The sequence below is a fragment of the Nocardia arthritidis NBRC 100137 genome (genome assembly GCF_001612765.1).
GTDB lineage: Bacteria > Actinomycetota > Actinomycetes > Mycobacteriales > Mycobacteriaceae > Nocardia > Nocardia arthritidis.
Map to the genome: position 1 here is coordinate 66450 of NZ_BDBB01000011.1, position 19137 is coordinate 85586.

At 69.9% G+C, this 19137-nt stretch carries 16 protein-coding genes; 8 read left to right on the top strand and 8 right to left on the bottom strand.

What is annotated here, in order from left to right; translation table 11 throughout:
- Positions 1-1752 (bottom strand): DEAD/DEAH box helicase, encoded by a 1752-nt coding sequence (locus NA8_RS10315; RefSeq protein ID WP_063050154.1) that lies wholly within the window; start codon positions 1750-1752, stop codon positions 1-3.
- Between the two features lie 336 nt (positions 1753-2088).
- Here NA8_RS10315 and NA8_RS10320 point away from each other — a divergent pair, with 336 nt between their 5' ends.
- Positions 2089-3096, top strand: a complete 1008-nt coding sequence (locus NA8_RS10320) for a YihY/virulence factor BrkB family protein (protein ID WP_169810486.1) — start codon at positions 2089-2091, stop codon at positions 3094-3096.
- 3 nt (positions 3097-3099) lie between these two features.
- Here NA8_RS10320 and NA8_RS10325 read toward each other — a convergent pair whose 3' ends face one another.
- On the bottom strand, positions 3100-3345 hold the full coding sequence (locus NA8_RS10325) for a DUF3039 domain-containing protein (protein WP_085994906.1): 246 nt from the start codon (positions 3343-3345) through the stop codon (positions 3100-3102).
- Between the two features lie 229 nt (positions 3346-3574).
- Here NA8_RS10325 and NA8_RS10330 point away from each other — a divergent pair, with 229 nt between their 5' ends.
- Positions 3575-3928: a DUF3099 domain-containing protein gene (locus NA8_RS10330; protein WP_063050238.1), complete on the top strand. Its 354-nt coding sequence runs from the start codon at positions 3575-3577 to the stop codon at positions 3926-3928.
- Between the two features lie 16 nt (positions 3929-3944).
- Here the strand turns inward: NA8_RS10330 and NA8_RS10335 are convergent, their stop codons facing one another.
- Positions 3945-5255 carry an MFS transporter gene (locus NA8_RS10335; RefSeq protein ID WP_063050155.1) on the bottom strand — a complete coding sequence of 437 codons (1311 nt, stop codon included), beginning with the start codon at positions 5253-5255 and terminating at the stop codon, positions 3945-3947.
- Between the two features lie 182 nt (positions 5256-5437).
- Between NA8_RS10335 and NA8_RS10340 the strand changes: the two genes are divergently transcribed.
- From NA8_RS10340 to NA8_RS10350, 3 genes are all read left to right on the top strand, one after another.
- Positions 5438-6181, top strand: a complete 744-nt coding sequence (locus tag NA8_RS10340; protein ID WP_063050156.1) for a VOC family protein — start codon at positions 5438-5440, stop codon at positions 6179-6181.
- A 128-nt stretch (positions 6182-6309) separates the two neighbouring features.
- Complete coding sequence (locus NA8_RS10345; RefSeq protein WP_084466667.1) at positions 6310-7827, top strand: DUF7782 domain-containing protein; 1518 nt, start codon at positions 6310-6312, stop codon at positions 7825-7827.
- A gap of 195 nt (positions 7828-8022) precedes the next feature.
- Positions 8023-8991 (top strand): sigma-70 family RNA polymerase sigma factor, encoded by a 969-nt coding sequence (locus NA8_RS10350; protein WP_040867841.1) that lies wholly within the window; start codon positions 8023-8025, stop codon positions 8989-8991.
- A 169-nt stretch (positions 8992-9160) separates the two neighbouring features.
- On the opposite strand, the gene NA8_RS10355 is transcribed toward NA8_RS10350, so the two are convergent.
- The 3 genes from NA8_RS10355 to NA8_RS10365 all read right to left on the bottom strand — a co-directional run bounded on the left by NA8_RS10355 (position 9161) and on the right by NA8_RS10365 (position 13556).
- Complete coding sequence (locus NA8_RS10355) at positions 9161-9463, bottom strand: DUF4333 domain-containing protein (protein ID WP_063050157.1); 303 nt, start codon at positions 9461-9463, stop codon at positions 9161-9163.
- 156 nt (positions 9464-9619) lie between these two features.
- Positions 9620-12292 carry a bifunctional acetate--CoA ligase family protein/GNAT family N-acetyltransferase gene (locus NA8_RS10360; protein WP_063050158.1) on the bottom strand — a complete coding sequence of 891 codons (2673 nt, stop codon included), beginning with the start codon at positions 12290-12292 and terminating at the stop codon, positions 9620-9622.
- The gene (locus tag NA8_RS10365; RefSeq protein ID WP_063050159.1) at positions 12285-13556 is read right to left on the bottom strand and encodes an acetoin utilization protein AcuC; all 1272 of its coding nucleotides are present in this window, start codon (positions 13554-13556) and stop codon (positions 12285-12287) included. Before NA8_RS10365 ends, NA8_RS10360 begins: the two co-directional genes overlap by 8 nt.
- A gap of 207 nt (positions 13557-13763) precedes the next feature.
- Here NA8_RS10365 and NA8_RS10370 point away from each other — a divergent pair, with 207 nt between their 5' ends.
- Both NA8_RS10370 and galE read left to right on the top strand, forming a co-directional pair.
- On the top strand, positions 13764-14450 hold the full coding sequence (locus NA8_RS10370; RefSeq protein WP_063050160.1) for an iron-dependent transcriptional repressor DtxR: 687 nt from the start codon (positions 13764-13766) through the stop codon (positions 14448-14450).
- 3 nt (positions 14451-14453) lie between these two features.
- Positions 14454-15434, top strand: a complete 981-nt coding sequence (gene galE, locus NA8_RS10375) for a UDP-glucose 4-epimerase GalE (RefSeq protein ID WP_063050161.1) — start codon at positions 14454-14456, stop codon at positions 15432-15434.
- Between the two features lie 202 nt (positions 15435-15636).
- Here galE and NA8_RS10380 read toward each other — a convergent pair whose 3' ends face one another.
- Positions 15637-17001, bottom strand: coding sequence for a DUF4192 domain-containing protein (locus tag NA8_RS10380; protein ID WP_063050162.1), 1365 nt, complete (start codon positions 16999-17001; stop codon positions 15637-15639).
- Positions 17002-17159: 158 nt separating this feature from the next.
- On the bottom strand, positions 17160-17864 hold the full coding sequence (locus NA8_RS10385) for a DUF5642 family protein (RefSeq protein ID WP_245663757.1): 705 nt from the start codon (positions 17862-17864) through the stop codon (positions 17160-17162).
- A gap of 278 nt (positions 17865-18142) precedes the next feature.
- Between NA8_RS10385 and NA8_RS10390 the strand changes: the two genes are divergently transcribed.
- On the top strand, positions 18143-19087 hold the full coding sequence (locus NA8_RS10390) for a PAC2 family protein (RefSeq protein WP_040867985.1): 945 nt from the start codon (positions 18143-18145) through the stop codon (positions 19085-19087).
- The last annotated feature ends 50 nt before the right edge of the window (positions 19088-19137 follow it).

Here is a 19137-nt window from a genome sequence, read left to right on the forward strand (position 1 = left end):
CTACTTCCGGCGCAGCGCGGCGATGCGCTCACCGAGTTGCTCGGCGGAGGCCAGCGCGGTCGGTGGCCCACCGCACTCGCGGCGCAACTCGCCGTGGATCACCCCGTGCGGTTTCCCGGTGCGATGGTGATGCATCGCCACCAGGCTGTTGAGTTCACGTCGCAGTTCGCCCAGCCGATCGGCCGTGGCGACCCGCTCCGCGGCTCCGGCCACCTGCGCGCCGGGATCGGGGACGGGCCCGGGAACACTGCGCTCGGAAACCTGTTTGGCCTGCCGCTCGCGCAGCAGCGCGCGCATCTGCTCGGCGTCCAGCAGACCCGGAATCCCCAGGTAATCGGCCTCCTCGTCGCTGCCGGCGAAAGTCGCGGTACCGAAGGAGGATCCGTCGTAGATCACCTGGTCGAGTTCGGCGTCGGCGGCCAGCGCGACGAAGGACTTCTCCTGCTCGCCCGGCTCGTCCTGCTGCTTGTTCGCCTCGATCAGCAGGTCGTCGTCGAGGCCGTTCTTCTCCCGGTGCGGCTTGCCGATGACGTGGTCGCGCTGCAACTCCAACTGGGCGGCCAGATCCAGCAACACCGGCACCGACGGCAGGAACACGGTCGCGGTCTCGCCGGGTTTGCGGGCACGCACGAACCGCCCGATCGCCTGTGCGAAGTACAGCGGGGTGGAGGCGCTGGTCGCGTACACCCCGACAGCCAGGCGCGGGACGTCGACGCCCTCGGACACCATGCGGACCGCGACCATCCAGGGCTGGGTGCTGTTGCTGAATTCGGCGATCCGGTTGGAGGAGGCCGGGTCGTCGGAGAGCACCAGCGCGGGCTTCTCACCCGAGATGTGTTCGAGCAGTTCCGCGTAGTCGCGGGCACGGTCCTGGTCGGTGGCGATCACCAGACCGCCCGCGTCCGGCATACCGGAGGCGCGCTTCTGGCGCAGCCGGATGTCGGCGGCGCGCAGCACAGCGGAGATCCAGTCGCCCGCCGGATCCAGCGCGGTCCGCCAGGCGCGGGCGGTCTGTTCGGCGTTCAGCGGCTCGCCGAGGCGCGCGGAATACTCCTCCCCCGCGCTGTCGCGCCAGTGCGCCTCGCCGGAATAGGCCAGGAAGACCACCGGCCGCACCACGCCGTCGGCGAGGGCCTCGGCGTAACCGTAGGTGTGGTCGGCACGGGACTTCGGGAACCCGGACTCGTCGGGTTCGTAGACGACGAACGGGATCTGGCTGTCGTCGCTGCGGAACGGTGTACCGGTCAGCGCGAGGCGGCGGGTGGCGTCGCCGAATGCCTCGGCGGTCGCCTCGCCCCAGCTCTTGGCGTCTCCGGCGTGATGGATCTCGTCGAGAACGACGAGCGTCCTGCGGTTTTCGGTGCGCACGCGATGACGGAAAGGATGCGCGGCGACCTGCGCGTAGGTAACCACGACGCCGTGATAGTCACCCGAGGTGCCGCCGGTGGAATTGGAGAACCGTGAGTCCAGTGCGATCCCGGCGCGGGCGGCGGACTGCGCCCACTGATGCTTGAGATGCTCGGTCGGCGCCACCACGGTGATCTGGTCCACGGTGCGGTCGGCCAGCAGTTCGGCGGCCACCCGCAGCGCGAAGGTGGTCTTGCCCGCGCCCGGGGTGGCCACGGCGAGGAAGTCCCGCGGCCCGGTGGCCAGATACTTCGTCAGCGCCCGTCGCTGCCAGGCGCGGAGCGAGCCGCCGACGACGGTACTCGCCGCTGTCGAATCGCCCGGCGTCTCTGCTTGTCCCGCCACAGCGGCGCCACCCGACCCAGTCACGCAGACGACCCTAGCGGCCCGCCACGGTGTGTCGCCAAACCGACGCGGCGGGCGCGACGGGCATCACACGGCCACCAGCCAGGACACCGGCCGTTCACCCGATGCGAATCGACACGTCGCGCGCACAGTCCGATGCCGATCGCCGAAGTGCGCGATGCTGTAAGAACGATGACCGAGCACCGCGCCCTCCCGGGCGATCCGCCGCGGACCGACGCACTGTCGCCCCGCGCCGCCGCCGTGCGCGCCCCCACCTGGACCGACCGCGCAGGCGCGCGGGCGGCGGTGGTGAGCAGGCGCGCCGCCGCGCTGATCATGCGGGTGGCACGGAAGGCCTGGGCGGATTCCATCTTCGCCAAGTCGGCCGCGGCGGCGTTCTGGCAGACGCTCTCCCTGGCGCCGCTGCTGCTCGGGGTACTCGGCAGCCTCGGTTACGTCGGCGGCTGGTTCGGCCCGGACACGGTGCAGATCGTCGAGTCCAAGATCATCGCGTTCAGCCAGGACCTGTTCAGCGCGAACGTGGTCTCCGACCTCATCGAACCCACGGTGCAGGACGTCCTCGGGCGTGGGCGCGGCGCGGTGGTGTCGGTGGGCTTCGTGCTGTCGCTGTGGGCCGGATCGTCGGCGATGGCGACCTTCGTCGACTCGATCGTGGAGGCACACGACCAGCAGGACGCACGGCACCCGGTGTGGCAGCGCATCTTCGCACTGTTGCTGTATGTGCTGTTCCTGGTGGCGTCGGTGTTCATCCTGCCGCTGGTGGCGCTGGGGCCGACGCTGATCGGGCGGGTGCTGCCCACCGCTTGGCGGGCGACCGGACTGGGACTGCTGGATTTCTTCTACTACCCGGGCGTCGGCCTGCTGCTGATCGTCGGGCTGACCACGCTGTACAAGCTGGCGCTGCACACTTCGCTGCCCTGGCACCGGCTCTTCGGCGGGGCCCTGGTGGCCGGGGTCTTCTTCATGGCGGCCAGCGACGTGCTGCGCCGCTACCTGTCCTGGGTCACCCGCACCGGCGTCACCTACGGTGCGCTGGCGACGCCGATCGCGTTCCTGCTGTTCACGTTCTTCCTGGGCTTCGCGGTGATCCTGGGCGCGGAGTTCAACGCGGCGGTACAGGAGTTCTGGCCCGCCCGGGCGACGCGCATGGAGCAGGTGAAGGAGTGGATCGCCAGCCAGGTGCGCGGAGAGGGAGAGGCCGGAGCCGACGAGGACACGGCAGACCGGAACGAGGCCGCCGCGGGCCCGGACGAGGCCGGGCCCGACGGCTCGCACGCGATGTTCGGTCTACGCGGAGCGAAGTCCTCGCCCGGCGAGTTGTAGGTCTCACTCGCCCTTGCGTAGGCCGTCGTAGACCTTCTTGCACTCCGGGCACACCGGAGAGCCGGGCTTGGGCGAGCGGGTCACCGGGAAGACCTCTCCGCACAGCGCGACCACGTGGGTGCCCATGACGGCGCTCTCGGCGATCCTGTCCTTCTTCACGTAGTGGAAGAACTTCGGGGTGTCGTCGCCCGTCGTCTCGTCGGTCGTCGTATCCGGGCGAACCATGGTGTCGGTGCTCACGCATTCCATGATGCCGCATCGCGCGGTACCGGGCCGAGCACGGTGCCGCATCAGCGGTGACCACGTCCTCCGAGCGGAGCCGATCGCGCGATCGCATCGGATGTGCCCCCCGATCTCGGAGCAGAAGACGACCGTATGTGCGCGGATCGAGCGCGAGTGGAAGACTCGGGGTATGCAGCAGAACGGCGATTCCCCCTCCGCCGACGGCCGCGACCGCGAAGAGCACCCCGACGTGACGATGCCGACGCAGCCCCGCCGTTCCCCCGGATACTTCCCGGGCAATGACGACAAGCACCCGGTGCTGATCACCGAGGCGGCGCCCTCTCTCGAAGATCAGCACCGGGCCCGGGTGCGCCGGTACACGATCATCATGGCGTTCCGTATACCGTGCCTGGTTCTTGCCGCGATCGCCTACAGCACGTTCGGCAATCCGCTGCTGTCCATCCTGATCATCGTCGCGTCGATCCCGCTGCCCTGGATCGCGGTGCTCATCGCCAACGATCGCCCGCCCCGCCGCAAAGACGAGCCCAGTCGCTGGGACCGTCCCCGCACCGCCATCGAGTCGCGTTCGCACAACGCCATCGACGGCTGAGTTCTCCACGGCCCGCTCACCGCGAGCCGAGCGCCCCGCCGAGGACCGGAACTCGGCGAATGACCGCCGACATCACCGCGGCGGCCCCGCACAGACCGCCCGCCAGATACCAGGCGAGGTCGTAGCTGCCCTGGAGGTCGCGGATGACGCCGGCACCGGTGGCCGCCACCGCCGAGCCGATCTGGTGGGCGGCGAACACCCAGCCGAACGCGACCGGACCATCGGCGCCGAACAGTTCGCGGCACAGCACGACCGTCGGCGGCACCGTGGCCACCCAGTCCAGGCCGTAGAAGATGATGAACACCCAGAGACCGGGCTGGATGCCCGGCCCGAGCAGCGCGGGCAGGATCAGCAGCGACAGACCGCGCAGCGTGTAGTAGCCGATCAGCGGGTAACGCGGGTCCATGCGGTCGGTCAGCCAGCCCGAGGCGATGGTGCCCGCCACGTCGAAGATGCCGACCACGGCCAGCAGGCTCGCCGCGGTGGTCGGCGGCATGCCGTGGTCGTGCGCGGCAGTGACGAAATGGGTACCGACCAAACCGTTGGTGGACGCGCCACAGACCGCGAACCCGCCCGCGAGCAACCAGAAGCCGGGACGGCGGGCGATGGTGGCGAGCACCGTGAGCGCCCGCGATGCCCCACCGGCGGCGGGTACCCGCAGGCCCACCGCGCTGTCCGGCTCGGCGCCATAGGCTCGCACGCCCAGGTCACTGGGATAGTCCCGGATGAACAGCAGCGCCAGCGGCGCCACCGCCACCGCGGCGCCCGCGACGATCAACGACGGCACCCGCCAGCCGTGCGCGTGGGCCAGCGCCGACACCAGCGGAAGGAAGATCAGCTGTCCGGTCGCGCCCGCGGCGGTGAGCACCCCGGTGACCAGACCGCGCTGACGCACGAACCACCGGCCGGTGATCGTCGCGACGAACGGCATCGACATCGACCCCACACCCACTCCGACCAGCAGCCCCCAGGTCAGCACCAGGTGCCAAGGCCGGGTCATGAACACCGTCAGCCCGCTGCCCGCCGCGACCAGCAGCAGTGCACAGGTCACCACCCTGCGGATGCCGAAACGGTCCATCAGCGCGGCGGCGAACGGGGAGATCAGCCCGTAGAGCAGCAGATTCAGCGAAACGGCGGTCCCGATGGTTGCGTGTGACCAGCCGAACTCCTCGTGCAGCGGGTCCATCAGCACGCCGGGCACCGACCGGAACCCGGCCGCGCCCAGCAGCGCGATGAAACCGACGCCCGCGACCGGCCATGCCGGATGCACGCGCCGGCGCGGCGCGGTATCGAGGGAATTCGGGGGCGGCGTCCGCAGTTCGGTCACGCGATGAGCCTGCCGGAACTATGTCCACGCAACGAGTGGCGGAAATGCCACATACCATCGAATTCGCGCCAAACGCGGGAGCGCCGGTATCTTCTCGACAAGGCTGGCACGCATACCTGGGGTCGCATGGGACCTCGCGCACCACGATCACCGTTGTTGCGGGCGACAAGACAGGAGTGCACATGATTCGGTGGATCTGGGTCTTCCTGGACCGCCCGACGCAGCGTTTCGACGACTGCGCGAAGTTCTGGTCCACGGTCACCGGCACCGAGCTCTCCCCTCGGCGCGGTCCGAACGACGAGTTCCTCACCTTGTTGCCCGATCCCGCGCTGTTCGCCGCGGCGAGCGTCAAGATGCAAGCGGTGACCGGCCTGGGCGGTGTGCACCTCGACCTGGACGTCGACCACATCCCCTCCGCTGTCCGCACCGCCCTCGACCTCGGGGCGGAGCTGGTCGCCAACCATCCGGACTACGCCGTGCTGCGCTCCCCCGGCGGCCAGACGTTCTGCCTGACGCCCAGCGGCCGCGCGAGGAGCACGCCCGCACCCGCCGTCCGGGCCCCGGACGGCACGTTCTCGCGCCTGGACCAGGTGTGCCTCGATATCGGCCCGCTCGACCACGAGGTGGAGACCCGCTTTTGGAAGCTGCTGACGGGGTGGGCATTCCAGCCCGGCAGGCGGCCGGAATTCGCCCGCCTGCGCTCCGGGGAACAGCAGCTACCCGTGCAGCTGTTGTTGCAGCGCCTCGGGGAGAACCGCCCGACCAGCGCGCATGTCGACTTGGCCGCGAGCGACATCGAAGCCACCGCCGTGTGGCACGAGTCGCTCGGCGCGACCGTGGTGGAGCGTCATGAGCACTGGATCGTCCTGAGCGATCCGGCCGACGCGCTGTACTGCGTCACCGGACGCGATCCCAGCGGAGTCTGATCGGCCGCGGCACGGACGCACGGACGCACGGACGACAGGCCCGGCACGGGGACGTCCACCACGTCGAGGTCCCATGACACAGTGGGCGCTCGATCCGCGCCCGGTGGTCGCGGTGGCAGAGTACCGGTGTGTCTACGAACCGATCGACGACCACCGGATCGCTGCTCACCGCGCTGTGCCCGGACCTGCGGACCGCGCTGACCAGGGTGGGCTATGACGCCGACACCCTGCTCGAGGTACTCGGCGACGCGCACGCGGCATTGGGCCGGTCGGAGCCGGTGCCGGTGCGCCGCGCGGCACGCCGGGCCGGGGAGCTGGGCACGCTGATCCGCCTTCTGTTGCTCGGCGACGCGCTGCCCGAACGGGAGGTGGCCGGGGCGCTCGCGCCCGTGGAAATCGACCGCGCGGTCGCCGCGGGCCTGCTCGACCGCGACGGCGACCAGGTGCGGGCGGCGCTGGACCTGCGGCCGCTGGACGTGGGCGCGGGCACCCGATGGGTCCTGTCCGACCTCGACGATTCGATGCACCGGCGCACCCTGACCGAGGAGCACGTCCTCGGCGTCGGCCACGCCTCCCTCTCGCTGCTGCGCGCCACACCCACCCGGCCGGTCGGCACGGTGCTCGATCTCGGCACCGGCTGTGGCGTACAGGCGGTGCACGCCACCTCCTACGCGCGGCGCGTCACCGCCACCGATGTCAATCCGCGGGCGTTGTGGCTGGCCGAGGCCACCGCGGCGCTCAACGAGCTGGACATCGAACTGGTGGAGGGTTCGTGGTTCGAACCAGTGCGGGGCAGGCGCTTCGACCAGGTGGTGGCCAATCCCCCCTTCGTGGTGGGCCCCGGGCGCGTCGAGCACACCTATCGCGATTCCGGCCTAGCGCTCGACGGCGCGAGCGAATTGGTGATCGCGCAGGCCGCCGACCTGCTCGCCCCCGGTGGCACCGCCGCGATGCTCGCCGCCTGGGTCCATGTCGAGAACGAGGACTGGCGCGGGCGGGTCTCGTCCTGGTTGCCCGCCCACGGCGTGGACGCCTGGGTGGTGCAACGTGACGTCGCCGATCCCGCGCTGTATGTGGGCACCTGGTTGCGGGACGCGGGGGCGGATCCGCGCGATCCGGCGGCGCAGGCTCGCGCGGAGCGCTGGCTGGAGGCTTTCGAGGCCGCCGACGTCGAGGGAATCGGGTTCGGTTTCGTCTACCTGCGCAGCATCGACGGGCCCACCGAACTGCTCGCCGAGGATCTCACCCACGGCTTCGACGATCCGCTCGGCGAGGAGGCCGTCCGGTATTTCGAGCGCTCGGCCTGGTTGCGCGCTGTCTCCGGTGACGAAAGTCTCGCCTGGTCTTCGCGTTTCGCCGTGGACCCGGCGACCGCGCTGGAACGGGTGTATCTGCGGGGCGCCGACGGGTGGGCGCCGGAGGTGGCGCGGCTGCATCGCGGCGACGGGCCCCGCTGGCAGCATGAAGTGGATGAGGCCACGATCGCACTGCTGGCGGGAATGCAGGCCGAGGGCCTGCCGTTGTACGAGCTGATCGAGCTGCTGGCGCTCGCGCACGGATCCGAGGAGGTGAGCGCCGAGTTCGCGGCCGACGCGTTGTCCGTGGTCACCGGATTGGTACGGCACGGATTGATCAGGCCCGTGTGATCGCACGGCGACCGCGCGCCGGTCGGTGCGGGTCCTGGCGGGAGATTGTCCCCGCGCTGCGGTGCTTCTCAGGAACTTCTCAGACGAGAGGGGCGAAAACCGCTGCTCAGAGCGGTTTACGCCAGCCGTAACGGGGAACTTTCTTCCTGTCGGGTCCGTTTATCGGAGTGAGACACCACCGACAGGAGGCAAGTCATGACAAGCCCCGCCACCACTCGTGTGCGCATCAGCGATTCGGACCTCGACGCTCAGAGCCCTGCCGCCGACCTGGTACGCGTGTACCTGAACGGGATCGGCCGCACCGCGCTGCTCACCGCTGCCGATGAGGTCGAGCTGGCCAAGCGCATCGAGGCGGGCCTCTACGCGCAAAACCTGCTGGAAACCGGCAAGCGACTGTCGGCGACCCGCAAGCGTGATCTCGCGATCATCGTGCGCGACGGTCAGGCCGCCCGGTCTCATCTGCTGGAAGCCAACCTGCGCCTTGTTGTCTCGCTCGCCAAGCGTTACACCGGCCGCGGCATGCCGCTGCTCGACCTGATCCAGGAGGGCAACCTCGGGTTGATCCGTGCCATGGAGAAGTTCGACTATGCCAAGGGCTTCAAATTCTCCACCTACGCCACCTGGTGGATCCGGCAGGCCATCACCCGCGGTATGGCCGACCAGAGCCGCACCATCCGCCTGCCCGTCCACCTCGTCGAGCAGGTGAACAAGCTGGCCAGGATCAAGCGCGAACTGCACCAGCAACTGGGGCGCGAGGCCACCGACGAGGAACTGGCCCGCGAATCCGGCATCCCGGTCGACAAGATCTCCGATCTGCTCGACCACAGCCGTGACCCGGTGAGCCTGGACATGCCGGTCGGCAACGATGAAGAGGCCCCGCTGGGCGATTTCATCGAGGATTCCGAGGCCACCTCGGCCGAGTCCGCGGTCATCGCAGGCCTGCTGCACCATGACGTACGTAGCGTGCTCGCCACCTTGGACGAGCGCGAACAGCAGGTCATCCGGCTGCGATTCGGCTTGGACGACGGCCAGCCGCGCACGCTGGACCAGATCGGCAAGCTCTTCGGTCTGTCTCGCGAGCGGGTGCGCCAGATCGAGCGTGAAGTCATGGCGAAGCTGCGCAAGGGCGAGCGGGCCGATCGGCTCCGCGCCTACGCCAGCTGATCATTCCCGGCGCCGGCTGCGTCGAGACAGCGCCGGCGTTCGGCTCGGTGACCCGTTTCCGCTCTGGTCACCTCTCCGCGCCGACCGGTAAGCGCGCGTGCCCGTCCCCTCCGGGTATCGCGCGAGCCGGTCGGCGGTGTCGTACTTCCCCCACGTCGGTCCGGTGGGCTCAGCTCTGATCCACCGCGATGTCGTACTTCACGGTGCCCCCGTCGACCGAGGTCACCGTCAGCATCACACCGAGGCTGTCCCCGCCCGCGGTCAGCGTGCAACGCATGGTCGTTCCTTCCTTGCCGGTGAGATCGCCGGGGCAGTCGATGGCGTCCGGTTCCTGCCCGACCTTCTCGGTGAGCGAATCCTTCACCGACTTCTCCAGCTCGGCCTCTTCGACTTTCGGCGTGCCGATGCTGACGGAACACGCGGTGAGCACCGTCACGAGCAACGACAACAGGGCAAGGCTGCGAATCTTCATGGCGAGCTGAGCCTTTCTCAGGACGAATGTGGCATCCCCAGATCGCGGAGGGAGGGATCGTCCGTTATCGGAGATCTCGCTCGTGACGTGTGTGGGCCGACGTCTCAGCCGCGCCACACTTCCGGCGGACAGCTCGGCCGGGGTAGCTCGTCGTGCTCAGCCGAGCCGACGCGGACCGGTATCGAAACGACTCGGCTCCGGGCCGATACGGCCACGCGCGTAGAGGATCTCCGCCGAGGTCGGTGAGGCCAGCACCGGGTCGAAGGACAGTTCCCGCATCTCCGGCAGATCGTCGAACAGGGCCGAAATGCGCTGAGCCAACTCGGCCAAAGCTGCTTTGTCCACACGCGGGCTCGCGGGAGTGCCCGACAGCAGGGGCGCGGCTCGCGGCGCGTCGATCAGTGCCGTGGCCTCGTCGGCGGTCAACGGCAGCGCCCGGTAGGCGCGGTCGCCGAGCAATTCGATGATCAGGCCGGACAATCCGAACTCGATCACCGAACCGAACGAGGGATCGTCCTGCACGCGCAGAATGCAGCCGACTCCCTTCGTAGCCATCTTCTGGATGTGTAGTACGGGATCACCGCACAACTCCGCCAGATCCGCGTAACCCTGCCGCACCGCTTCCGGTCGCCACAGATCGAGCCGTACGCCAGTGAGATCCGGCCTGCGCCGCCACAATTCACCGGTCGCCTTGGCCGCCACCGGATAGCCGAGTTCCTCGGCGGCTGCCACCGCCTCCTCGGCGCTGCGTACCTCACGGAATCGCACAACCGAAATGCCGTAGCAGGCCAGCAGTTCCACCGTCTCCAGATCGGTGAGCCGCCGACCGCCCGACTCGGCCATCCAGTCGGCCACCAATCGGCGCGCGCGGTCGGTGTCGATGCCCTGCGGCCGCACCACCGGCGACACGGGCCTGGTCCGCCACTCGGCGTATCGACGCACCCGCGCCAGTGCCCGCGCGGCGCGCTCGGGGTCGGGATACGACGGGATCGATCCGTGCGCCGCCGTCGCGCCCGGACCACGTACCGCGAGCAGGTTCGGGATTCCTTGCTCGGCGACGAACGTCGTGAGAATCGGTTTGCCCGAGTCGGGCACCGCGGCCGCCGCCGCCCGGATCGCTTCGGCGAAACCGGCGGTCGGCAGCGGCACCGGGGGCGCGAAAACCACTATCACGGCGTCTGTCTCGTCCGACCGCAGGGCCGCGACCAGTGCGTCCAGGTACGCGCCCGGCGTTGCCTGCGGGCCGAGGTTGACCGGCTCGCCGACCTGCAGGCCCTCGCCCTGCGCCGCGTCGATAGCCAACCAGTTGAGCGCCGTGCTGTTGCCGACGACCGCCAGACGCGAGCCGCGCGGCAGCGGCTGATAGCCCAGCAGCGCGGCGCAGTCGAACAGTTCGGAGATCGAGTCGACCTGGACGATGCCCGCTTGCGCGAACAGATCCCGCACGATCGAACGGTCCATGTCCCCCGCCGGCTGCGCGACCGAGCGGCCGCTGCTCACCGCGACGATCGGTTTGGTCCGCGCCACCCGGCGCGCGATCCGGGAGAACTTGCGCGGATTGCCGAAGCTCTCCAGATACAGCAGCACCACATCGGTGTCCGGGTCGCTGTCCCAGTACTGCAGCAGGTCGTTGCCGGAGACGTCGGCGCGGTTGCCCGCCGACACGAACGTCGACAAGCCGAGATTGCGCGCCGCCGCCTCACCCAGAATGGCCGCGCCCAAGGGGCCGGACTGGCAGAAGAATCCGATCCGTCCGCGCCCGGGCAGCACCGTGGCGAGGGTCGCGTTCATGCCGACCGCCGGGTCGGTGTTCGCGATGCCGAGCGCGCTCGGCCCGACCACACGCATGCCGTGACCACGGGCCGCGGCCACTAGTTCGCGTTCGGCTGCCAGACCACCTTCGCCGGTCTCGCCGAAACCCGCGGTCAGCACCACGAGACCCTTGACCCCCTTGGCCATGCAGTCGTCGAGCACCGACCCGATCGCCGCGGGCGGCACCGCGACCACGGCGAGATCGACCTCGTCGGGGATTTCCCGGACCGTGGCGTACGCCCGCACCCCGCGTACCGATCTGCGGTTCGGATTCACCGGGAACACCGGTCCTTGGAACACACCCGACAGCAGATTCGTCAGCACCGCACCGCCGACTCGTCCCGGTGCGGGGGTGGCCCCGATCACGGCGACCGACCGCGGCGCGAGCAGATTGCCCACGCTGCGCGCCTCCGAGGCGCGTTCGCGCGAATCGCGTACCGAGAGCAGCGCTTCGGTGGGGTCGATGGCGAACTCGAGGTGCAGGACCGATCCGTCCCTGCTGCGCTCGACCTGATAGCCCGCGTCCCGGAACACCGTCACCATCACGGTGTTCTCGGCGAGCACCTCGGCGACGAAGGTCTCGATCTTGTTCTCGGCGGCGGCACCGGCCAGATGCTCCAGCAGGATCGAGCCCAGCCCGCGTCCCTGATGCCCATCGGCGACCACGAACGCGACTTCCGCCGCGCGCGGCCCGTCCCGCTCCAGCAGTTCGTAGCGGCCCACCGCGACGATCGCCTCGCCCAGTTCCAGCACCAGCCCGACCCGGTCGTGATAGTCGACATGCGTGGTGCGGTACAGGTCTTTGGGCGAGATCCGCGGGTACGGGCCGAAATACCGCAGGTACCTGGTGCGATCCGACAGCGCACCGTGGAATTCCTGCAGCCGCTCGGCGTCGCCGGGAGTGATCGGGCGCAGTCGGACCACGCCGCCGTCGGAGGCCAGCACGTCGGCGAACCAGTGCTGCGGCGGTGGGGACGGGGTGGCGGGAGTGTCCGAGGTATCGGGGAAATCAGTCACGAGGGTCCTCCGGGTCCAGACCTAGCAACCCGAAAGTCGCTCGGCGGGTGGCCAGCACGGCCATGTCGACGGCACGTTGGGCGCGGTCGGCCCGCGCGTCACCGGTCTCACCGGTGCCGCCGGGGCCGTCCCACGCACGGTAGGCGACGTCGCCGCCGTCGCCCATGGTGCGCGGCGGCTCCGCCCGCGGCGCCGCCGCGCGGATCGAGTCGATCCAGTCCTGCGGAATCGGCGTCGCCGGGTCGACGGTGCGGTCCAACGCGGTGGCCAGCAAGTGGGTCCACGCCCGTGGCACCACCCGGACCAGGCCGTATCCGCCGCCGCCGACGGCCAGCCAGCGTCCTTCGGCATATCGGTCGGCGATCTCGCGCATGGCGCGGAAGGCCGCGCGCTGTCCGTCGACGGTGAGTTCCAAGTCGGCCAGCGGGTCTTCGCGATGCGTGTCCACCCCGCACTGGCTGACCACGATCTGCGGACCGAACGCCGCCACCGCGCCAGGAACCACCGCGTGGAAACCCCGCAGCCACTGCGCATCCCGCGTGCCGGGCAACAGCGGCAGGTTGATCGAGGTGCCTTCCGCCGCACCCGCGCCGGTCTCCTCCGGCCACCCGGTGTTGGGCCACAGGGTGGCCGGATGCTGGTGCACCGAGATGGTCAGCACCCGGGGGTCGGCGTAGAAGGCCCGCTGCACGCCGTCGCCGTGGTGCACGTCCACATCGATGTAGGCGATCCGGTCGAAACCGTGATCCAGCAGCCAGGAGATGGCCACCGCCGGGTCGTTGTACACGCAGAAACCGGCCGCCGAATCGGCCATCGCGTGATGCATGCCACCGCCGATGCTCACCGCCCGTTTGGTGCGGCCCTCGGCGATCTCCCTCGCCGCGGCCAGGGTGCCGCCGACGATCGTGGACGCGGCCTCGTGCATACGCGGAAACACCGGATTGTCCGGGGAACCGAGCCCGTAGGGCGGCGCGGCCGGCGAACCGACCGGCGGCACGGCGCGTTCGACCGCGTCGAGGTAGTCGGGAGTGTGGATACGCAGCAGATCCGGACGTCCGGCGGCGGCGGGTTCGAGCAGCTCGACACCCTCGAGCAATCCGAGACTTCCGGCCAGCGCCATGGTGAACTTCAGGCGCGCCGGCTGCATCGGATGCTCCGGAGTCCAGGTGTAATCCAGGAACCGCTCGCTCCAGACGACGGTTCCGGCCCGGCTCGTCCCGGACGGGGGCGGCGCCTGAGGTTCGTCGCGCGGTGCAGTGGCCATGATCGCAACGCTAGCGGGAAGCAAGGAACCCCGCGAAACGTTCCTATGCAGTACAAATACAAGAAAGACGCTCATGGCCGCCTGCCGCGCGCCGATCGGGTTGCCGCAATGCCGCCGGAATGTCGTGCGCGGCGTGGAGCGACACGATCCGGCACACGGGGGTGCTGTCGTGCGTGGGTAGAATTCGTGCCGACGAAGGGGTAACAGGTGAAGGATCTGGTCGACACCACGGAGATGTATCTCCGTACCATCTACGACCTCGAGGAGGAGGGCGTGGTGCCCCTGCGCGCCCGGATCGCCGAGCGCCTCGAACAGAGTGGTCCCACCGTGAGCCAAACCGTCGCGCGGATGGAACGTGACGGTTTGCTGCTGGTTGCCGGAGACCGTCATCTCGAGCTGACCGAGAAGGGGCGCAGCATGGCCGTCGCGGTCATGCGCAAGCACCGGCTGGCCGAACGGCTGCTCGTCGACATCATCGGCCTCGACTGGCAGAACGTGCACGCGGAGGCCTGTCGCTGGGAGCATGTGATGAGCGAAGACGTCGAGCGCCGCCTGGTCGAGGTGCTCAACCACCCCACCACCTCCCCGTACGGCAACCCCATCCCCGGCCTCGACGAGCTGGGCATCATTCCGCCCGCCTCCGCCGACGAGACGCTGCTGCGCCTGTCCGATCTGCCGCACGGCCAGCTGCACGCCGTCGTCGTGCGCAGGCTCGCCGAGCACATCCAGACCGACCCGGAGGTCATCGGCCGGCTGCGCGAGGCGGGCGTGGTCCCTGATGCTCGCGTCACGGTGGAGACGAAACAGGGGTCGGTGGTCATCACCGTGCCCGGCCACGACGGCTTCGAACTGCCCGACGAGATGGCGCACGCCGTCCAGGTGAAGCTGGCCTGACGCGTGAAACTTCTCGTCACAGGTGGCGCGGGCTACGTCGGCGGCGTCTGCGCTCAGGTCCTGCTGGAAGCCGGCCACGAAGTGGTCGTGATCGATGATCTGTCCACCGGCAATGCCGACGGCGTCCCTTCCGCCGCCCGGTTCGTCGAGGGTGACGTGGCGGTCGCCGCGCCGCGGCTGCTGGCCGCAGAACCCTTCGACGGAGTCCTGCATTTCGCGGCGCAGTCGCTGGTCGGCGAGTCGGTGCAGCAGCCGGAGAAGTACTGGCACGGCAATGTGGTGAAGACGTTCGAACTGCTGGAGGCCATGCGGCGCGCGGGAACGCCGCGACTGGTCTTCTCCTCCACCGCGGCGGTCTACGGCGAACCGGAGCAGGTCCCGATCACCGAGGACGCTCCGACCCGCCCGACCAATCCGTACGGCGCGTCGAAGCTGGCCATCGACCACGCCATCACCTCCTACGCGGTCGCGCACGGGCTGGCGGCGACCAGCCTGCGGTACTTCAATGTCGCCGGCGCCTACGGTGGCCTCGGCGAGAACCGGGTCGTGGAAACGCATCTCATCCCCCTGGTGTTGCAGGTCGCGGCGGGGCATCGCAAGGCGATCTCGGTCTTCGGCACCGATTGGCCCACCCCCGACGGCACCGCGGTCCGCGATTACATCCACATCCGCGACCTCGCTCAGGCCCATCTGCTGGCTTCGGCGACCGCCGAAGCGGGGACCCATCGGATCTACAACCTCGGCAGCGGCACCGGATTCTCCGTTCGCGAGGTGATCTCGGCCTGCGAGCGCGTCACCGGCCTGCCGATCACCGCGCAGGACGCGCCCCGCCGCCCGGGCGACCCGGCGACGCTCATCGCGTCCAGCGAACGTGCCATCACCGAGCTCGGCTGGCGTCCCGAACACAACGATCTCGACGAGATCGTCACCGACGCCTGGGCTTTCCTGCAGTCGCTCGGTCCCCGCGCGCACAGCGCGAAATAACCGCGCCCGCACCGCCCGGGCCGGCCCAGTGCCGACTCGGGCGGTCACGATCGCGCCACCGTGCCGGAGCCCGGATCGCCGTGTGCCGGGCATGCGTGCGAAGCGGCCGCGCATCGCGAAGTCATCGGAATGCTTCCGCACCCGGCCCGGCTCGCCGGACTACGCATCGCGGACTCGCCGAACGCTAGTGGGACAACGGATCTCACGACGTCGGCGCGCCGAGGTCGACACCGAGACCGGCGGCGGTTCGGTAGCCACTGTGCGCGAGCCGGCGCAGCTGTTCCGGGCGCATGCCCAGGCGCAGCGAGGTATCGAGCAGCATCGCCATCGGGTGTCCCGGGTCCGCCTCCAGCGCGGCCTCCAACGCGATGCCCGCCAACGGTCCGTCGCCACGGACGTAGGCGCTGTAACCGAGCAGAGCGGCGGCCTCGGCACGATCGGCGCCGGACAGCGCGCGGGTCAGCGCGGCCCACACCGCCTCGGCCGCGTCGGCGTGGTCGCCGACGGCCAAGGCGAACATCGAGTCGCGCACCGCCCTATCTCGCAGGGCTGCCGTTATTTTCGCGAGCTCGGGCGCCATCAGCGTGGCGCCCGAGGCGGTGTTGGCGATCTGCCACAGCACATGGTCGAGCGCTTGCCTGCTGTATCCGATCGGATCGCCGCGGCGCGCGGCCCTGGCATAGCGTTCACGCGCGCGCGCCAGCGCGTCCTGTAGATGCGCGGCCACCTCGGCATGCGCGAGTGGGTCCCGCGCGACCAGTTCGGTGAGTTCGGAACGCGAACCGCGGATCGGCCTGCCGTCCAGCACGTGGGTCAGCGTCACCAGCGAGGCCGCCGGATCCCGGAGCACCCCGCGCCGCTGCGGACCCGCCAACGTCCACCAGCGCTGCCCGGCGGCGATCGCACGCACCGCCCACACTCCGCCGAGCGAGATGTCGCACGCCGCCAACCTCCTGCCGAACGAGCCGACCAGCACGTCGAATCGTCCGGCCGCGCATTCCGGCCGGTCTGCGCCCGCCCCTGGTTCCACGGCGCGTTCGTCCACGACGACGGCCAGGACCTCGGCCGCCTCGTCGTGCGCGCAGATCCGCGCGACCGCCGCCGCCAATGTCGCGCCCCGTACCCGCCGCCCGCTGGGCGAGTCCAGATCGAACCGCACCACCGCGTCGACTACCGCGCCACCCGCGGTCCCGTGCCGGAGGACGAGCACGACCACCGACCGTTCCGGGGTGAAGCCCAGCATGGCGGGCACTCCGGCGATCAACTCCGCCGGGTTGTCCACGCACACAACGTGATCAGGCACACCCCGGAACGGCGGATGTTCATCACGGCATCGGGCATCGTCTGCCACGCCACCGGGGTTCCATGCGTCCGTTCCCCTCTGCGCGATATGCGAAGAGGAGTACGGCGCGACCAGGGCGGCGGGAGAGCCGCACACCTCGGCCTCGGAAGGAACGCCGGAGAGCGAGGAATCACTGCCGGTGCCAGGCCGGAAGGTGTCGCCTTTGCCCGCATAGCCGGTATCGACCGGCTCGGGAGCGGGAAACGGGGTCGCGGAATTGGTCATGCTTCGACCATGCGGCCTGGCTGTCTCCGGCCCGCGCCGCCGACCTGGCGATTCCGCTGCCCTGGGGATTTCGCTTCACGCTGTGCACGACTCGACCGGCACGACGGACGTATCGCAATTCGTGTCGGTGGCGCCTGCTACCGTGCCGCCCCTGCCCGCTATCTCTCGCGCACTTTGCGCACCGCGGTGGCGAACAGGGCATCCAACGCCGCGGCATCCGGTTCGTCATCGGCGAAGGACATATACGTCACCGAGACACGCACATCTCCGGCCTGCGCGACATGGGTGCGCATGGACTGGATCAGCTGGGTGCCGCCCGCCTCCGGCCGCACGGTCCTGCGCAGCGAAAGGGCGTCGTCGGCGTCGATCGGCGGTGGCGGAGCCAGCTCGGTCGTCACCGTTGTGGCGGCGCCCGCCCGCTGCACCCGCACCGATCCGCACTGCTCCAGCCGGGCGCGCAGTGCCGTCAACGGCTCGCCGGTGCGCGTCAATTCGACGGTCAGCGTGGCACGCGTGACGTCGTCCGTGCCGACCGCCATGGCGGTGTGCTCGGGGCCGAAGTCCTGGTTCGGCGGCATACAGCGGCTGGGCTGGACATTCGCACCGCGGCCCATGCCGTCCAGATCGCCCGCCGCCTGGGCCACGGCTTCCTGCGGCAGCACCACCGCCGTATAGGGCGGCGGGAACTGGTTCGCATCCGGCAACAGCGTCGGTAGTTCGGCGCTCACGTGCCGGGTCACCGTGGCGGGCACCGAGGCGATCGGGCGCCCCGGTACCGTCGACCCGCATCCTGCGAGCAGCACCGCGCAGGCGACGGGCGCCACCCAGCCCGGCCGCATGCGCCTCGAATCCGCCACGGTCACACCCCCCACTGTGCCAAACTCCTGGTGTCCAGCCGGCGATGCCACGCCGCCGGGCCGGGAATGCGCGAGCCACCGATGCTGTTGCCTCGGAGTACGGGTCGGTGTCCGGCCGTGCGCGGTGACCGCCACAGCATGGGGGACAATGGACAGCGGTCCCCGGTCCGGACGACTGCTCGTCTCGCACCACCAGCAAGGGTGGCGAACGATCGGGCAGGCAACCACACTGGCGCGTGAGGTACGCGTCCGGGCCGCAGGAGCCGCGCAGGAAGGAGTACGCGATGGACTACGAGTCGCGAATGTACGAACTGGAGTTCCCCGCTCCGCAGCTGTCGTCCGCCGACGGCGCGGGCCCGGTCCTGGTGCACGGGCTGGAGGGTTTCACCGACGCCGGGCACGCCGTACGGCTGGCGACCACGCACCTGCGCGAAAGCCTCGAAAGCGAACTGGTCGCTTCGTTCGACGTGGACGAACTGCTGGACTACCGGTCGCGCCGGCCGCTCATGACGTTCAAGACCGATCATTTCTCCGATTACGCCGAGCCGGAACTCAACCTCTGGGCACTGCGGGACACCGCGGGGACCCCGTTCCTGTTGCTCGCGGGCCTGGAACCGGACCTACGCTGGGAGAAGTTCACCACCGCGGTGCGATTGCTCGCCGAACAGCTGGGCGTGCGCCGCAGCATCGGCCTCAGCGCCATCCCGATGGCCATTCCGCACACCCGCCCACTCGGCGTGACCGCGCATTCCTCCGATCGCGACCTGATCTCGGACCATCAGCGGTGGCCTGGCGAGCTGCAGGTGCCGGGCAGCGCGTCGTCGCTGCTGGAATTCCGCATGGCGCAGCATGGGCACGAGTCGGTCGGCTTCTCGGTGCACGTGCCGCACTACCTGGCGCAGACCGCCTATCCGGAGGCCGCGCAGACGCTGCTGGAGAACGTCGCCGACAACGCGGGGCTGGAGTTCCCGCTGGCCGCGCTCGGGGAGGCCGCCGCCCGGGTGCGTGAACAGGTCAACGAGCACATCGCGGGTAACGCCGAGGTGGAGACCGTCGTGCACGCCCTGGAACGGCAGTACGACAGCTTCGTCACCGCGCAGGAGCGGCAGTCGAGCCTGCTGGTGGGCGACGGCGAGTTGCCCAGCGGCGACGAACTGGGCGCCGAGTTCGAGCGATTCCTCGCCGAGCAGAGCCGTGACAAGGGCGAGGACGAGGGCGAGCAGGACTGAGCCGCGCGCCGGCCGGGTCCCGGTCGCCCCTGCACGGCCGCTCGTCGGCG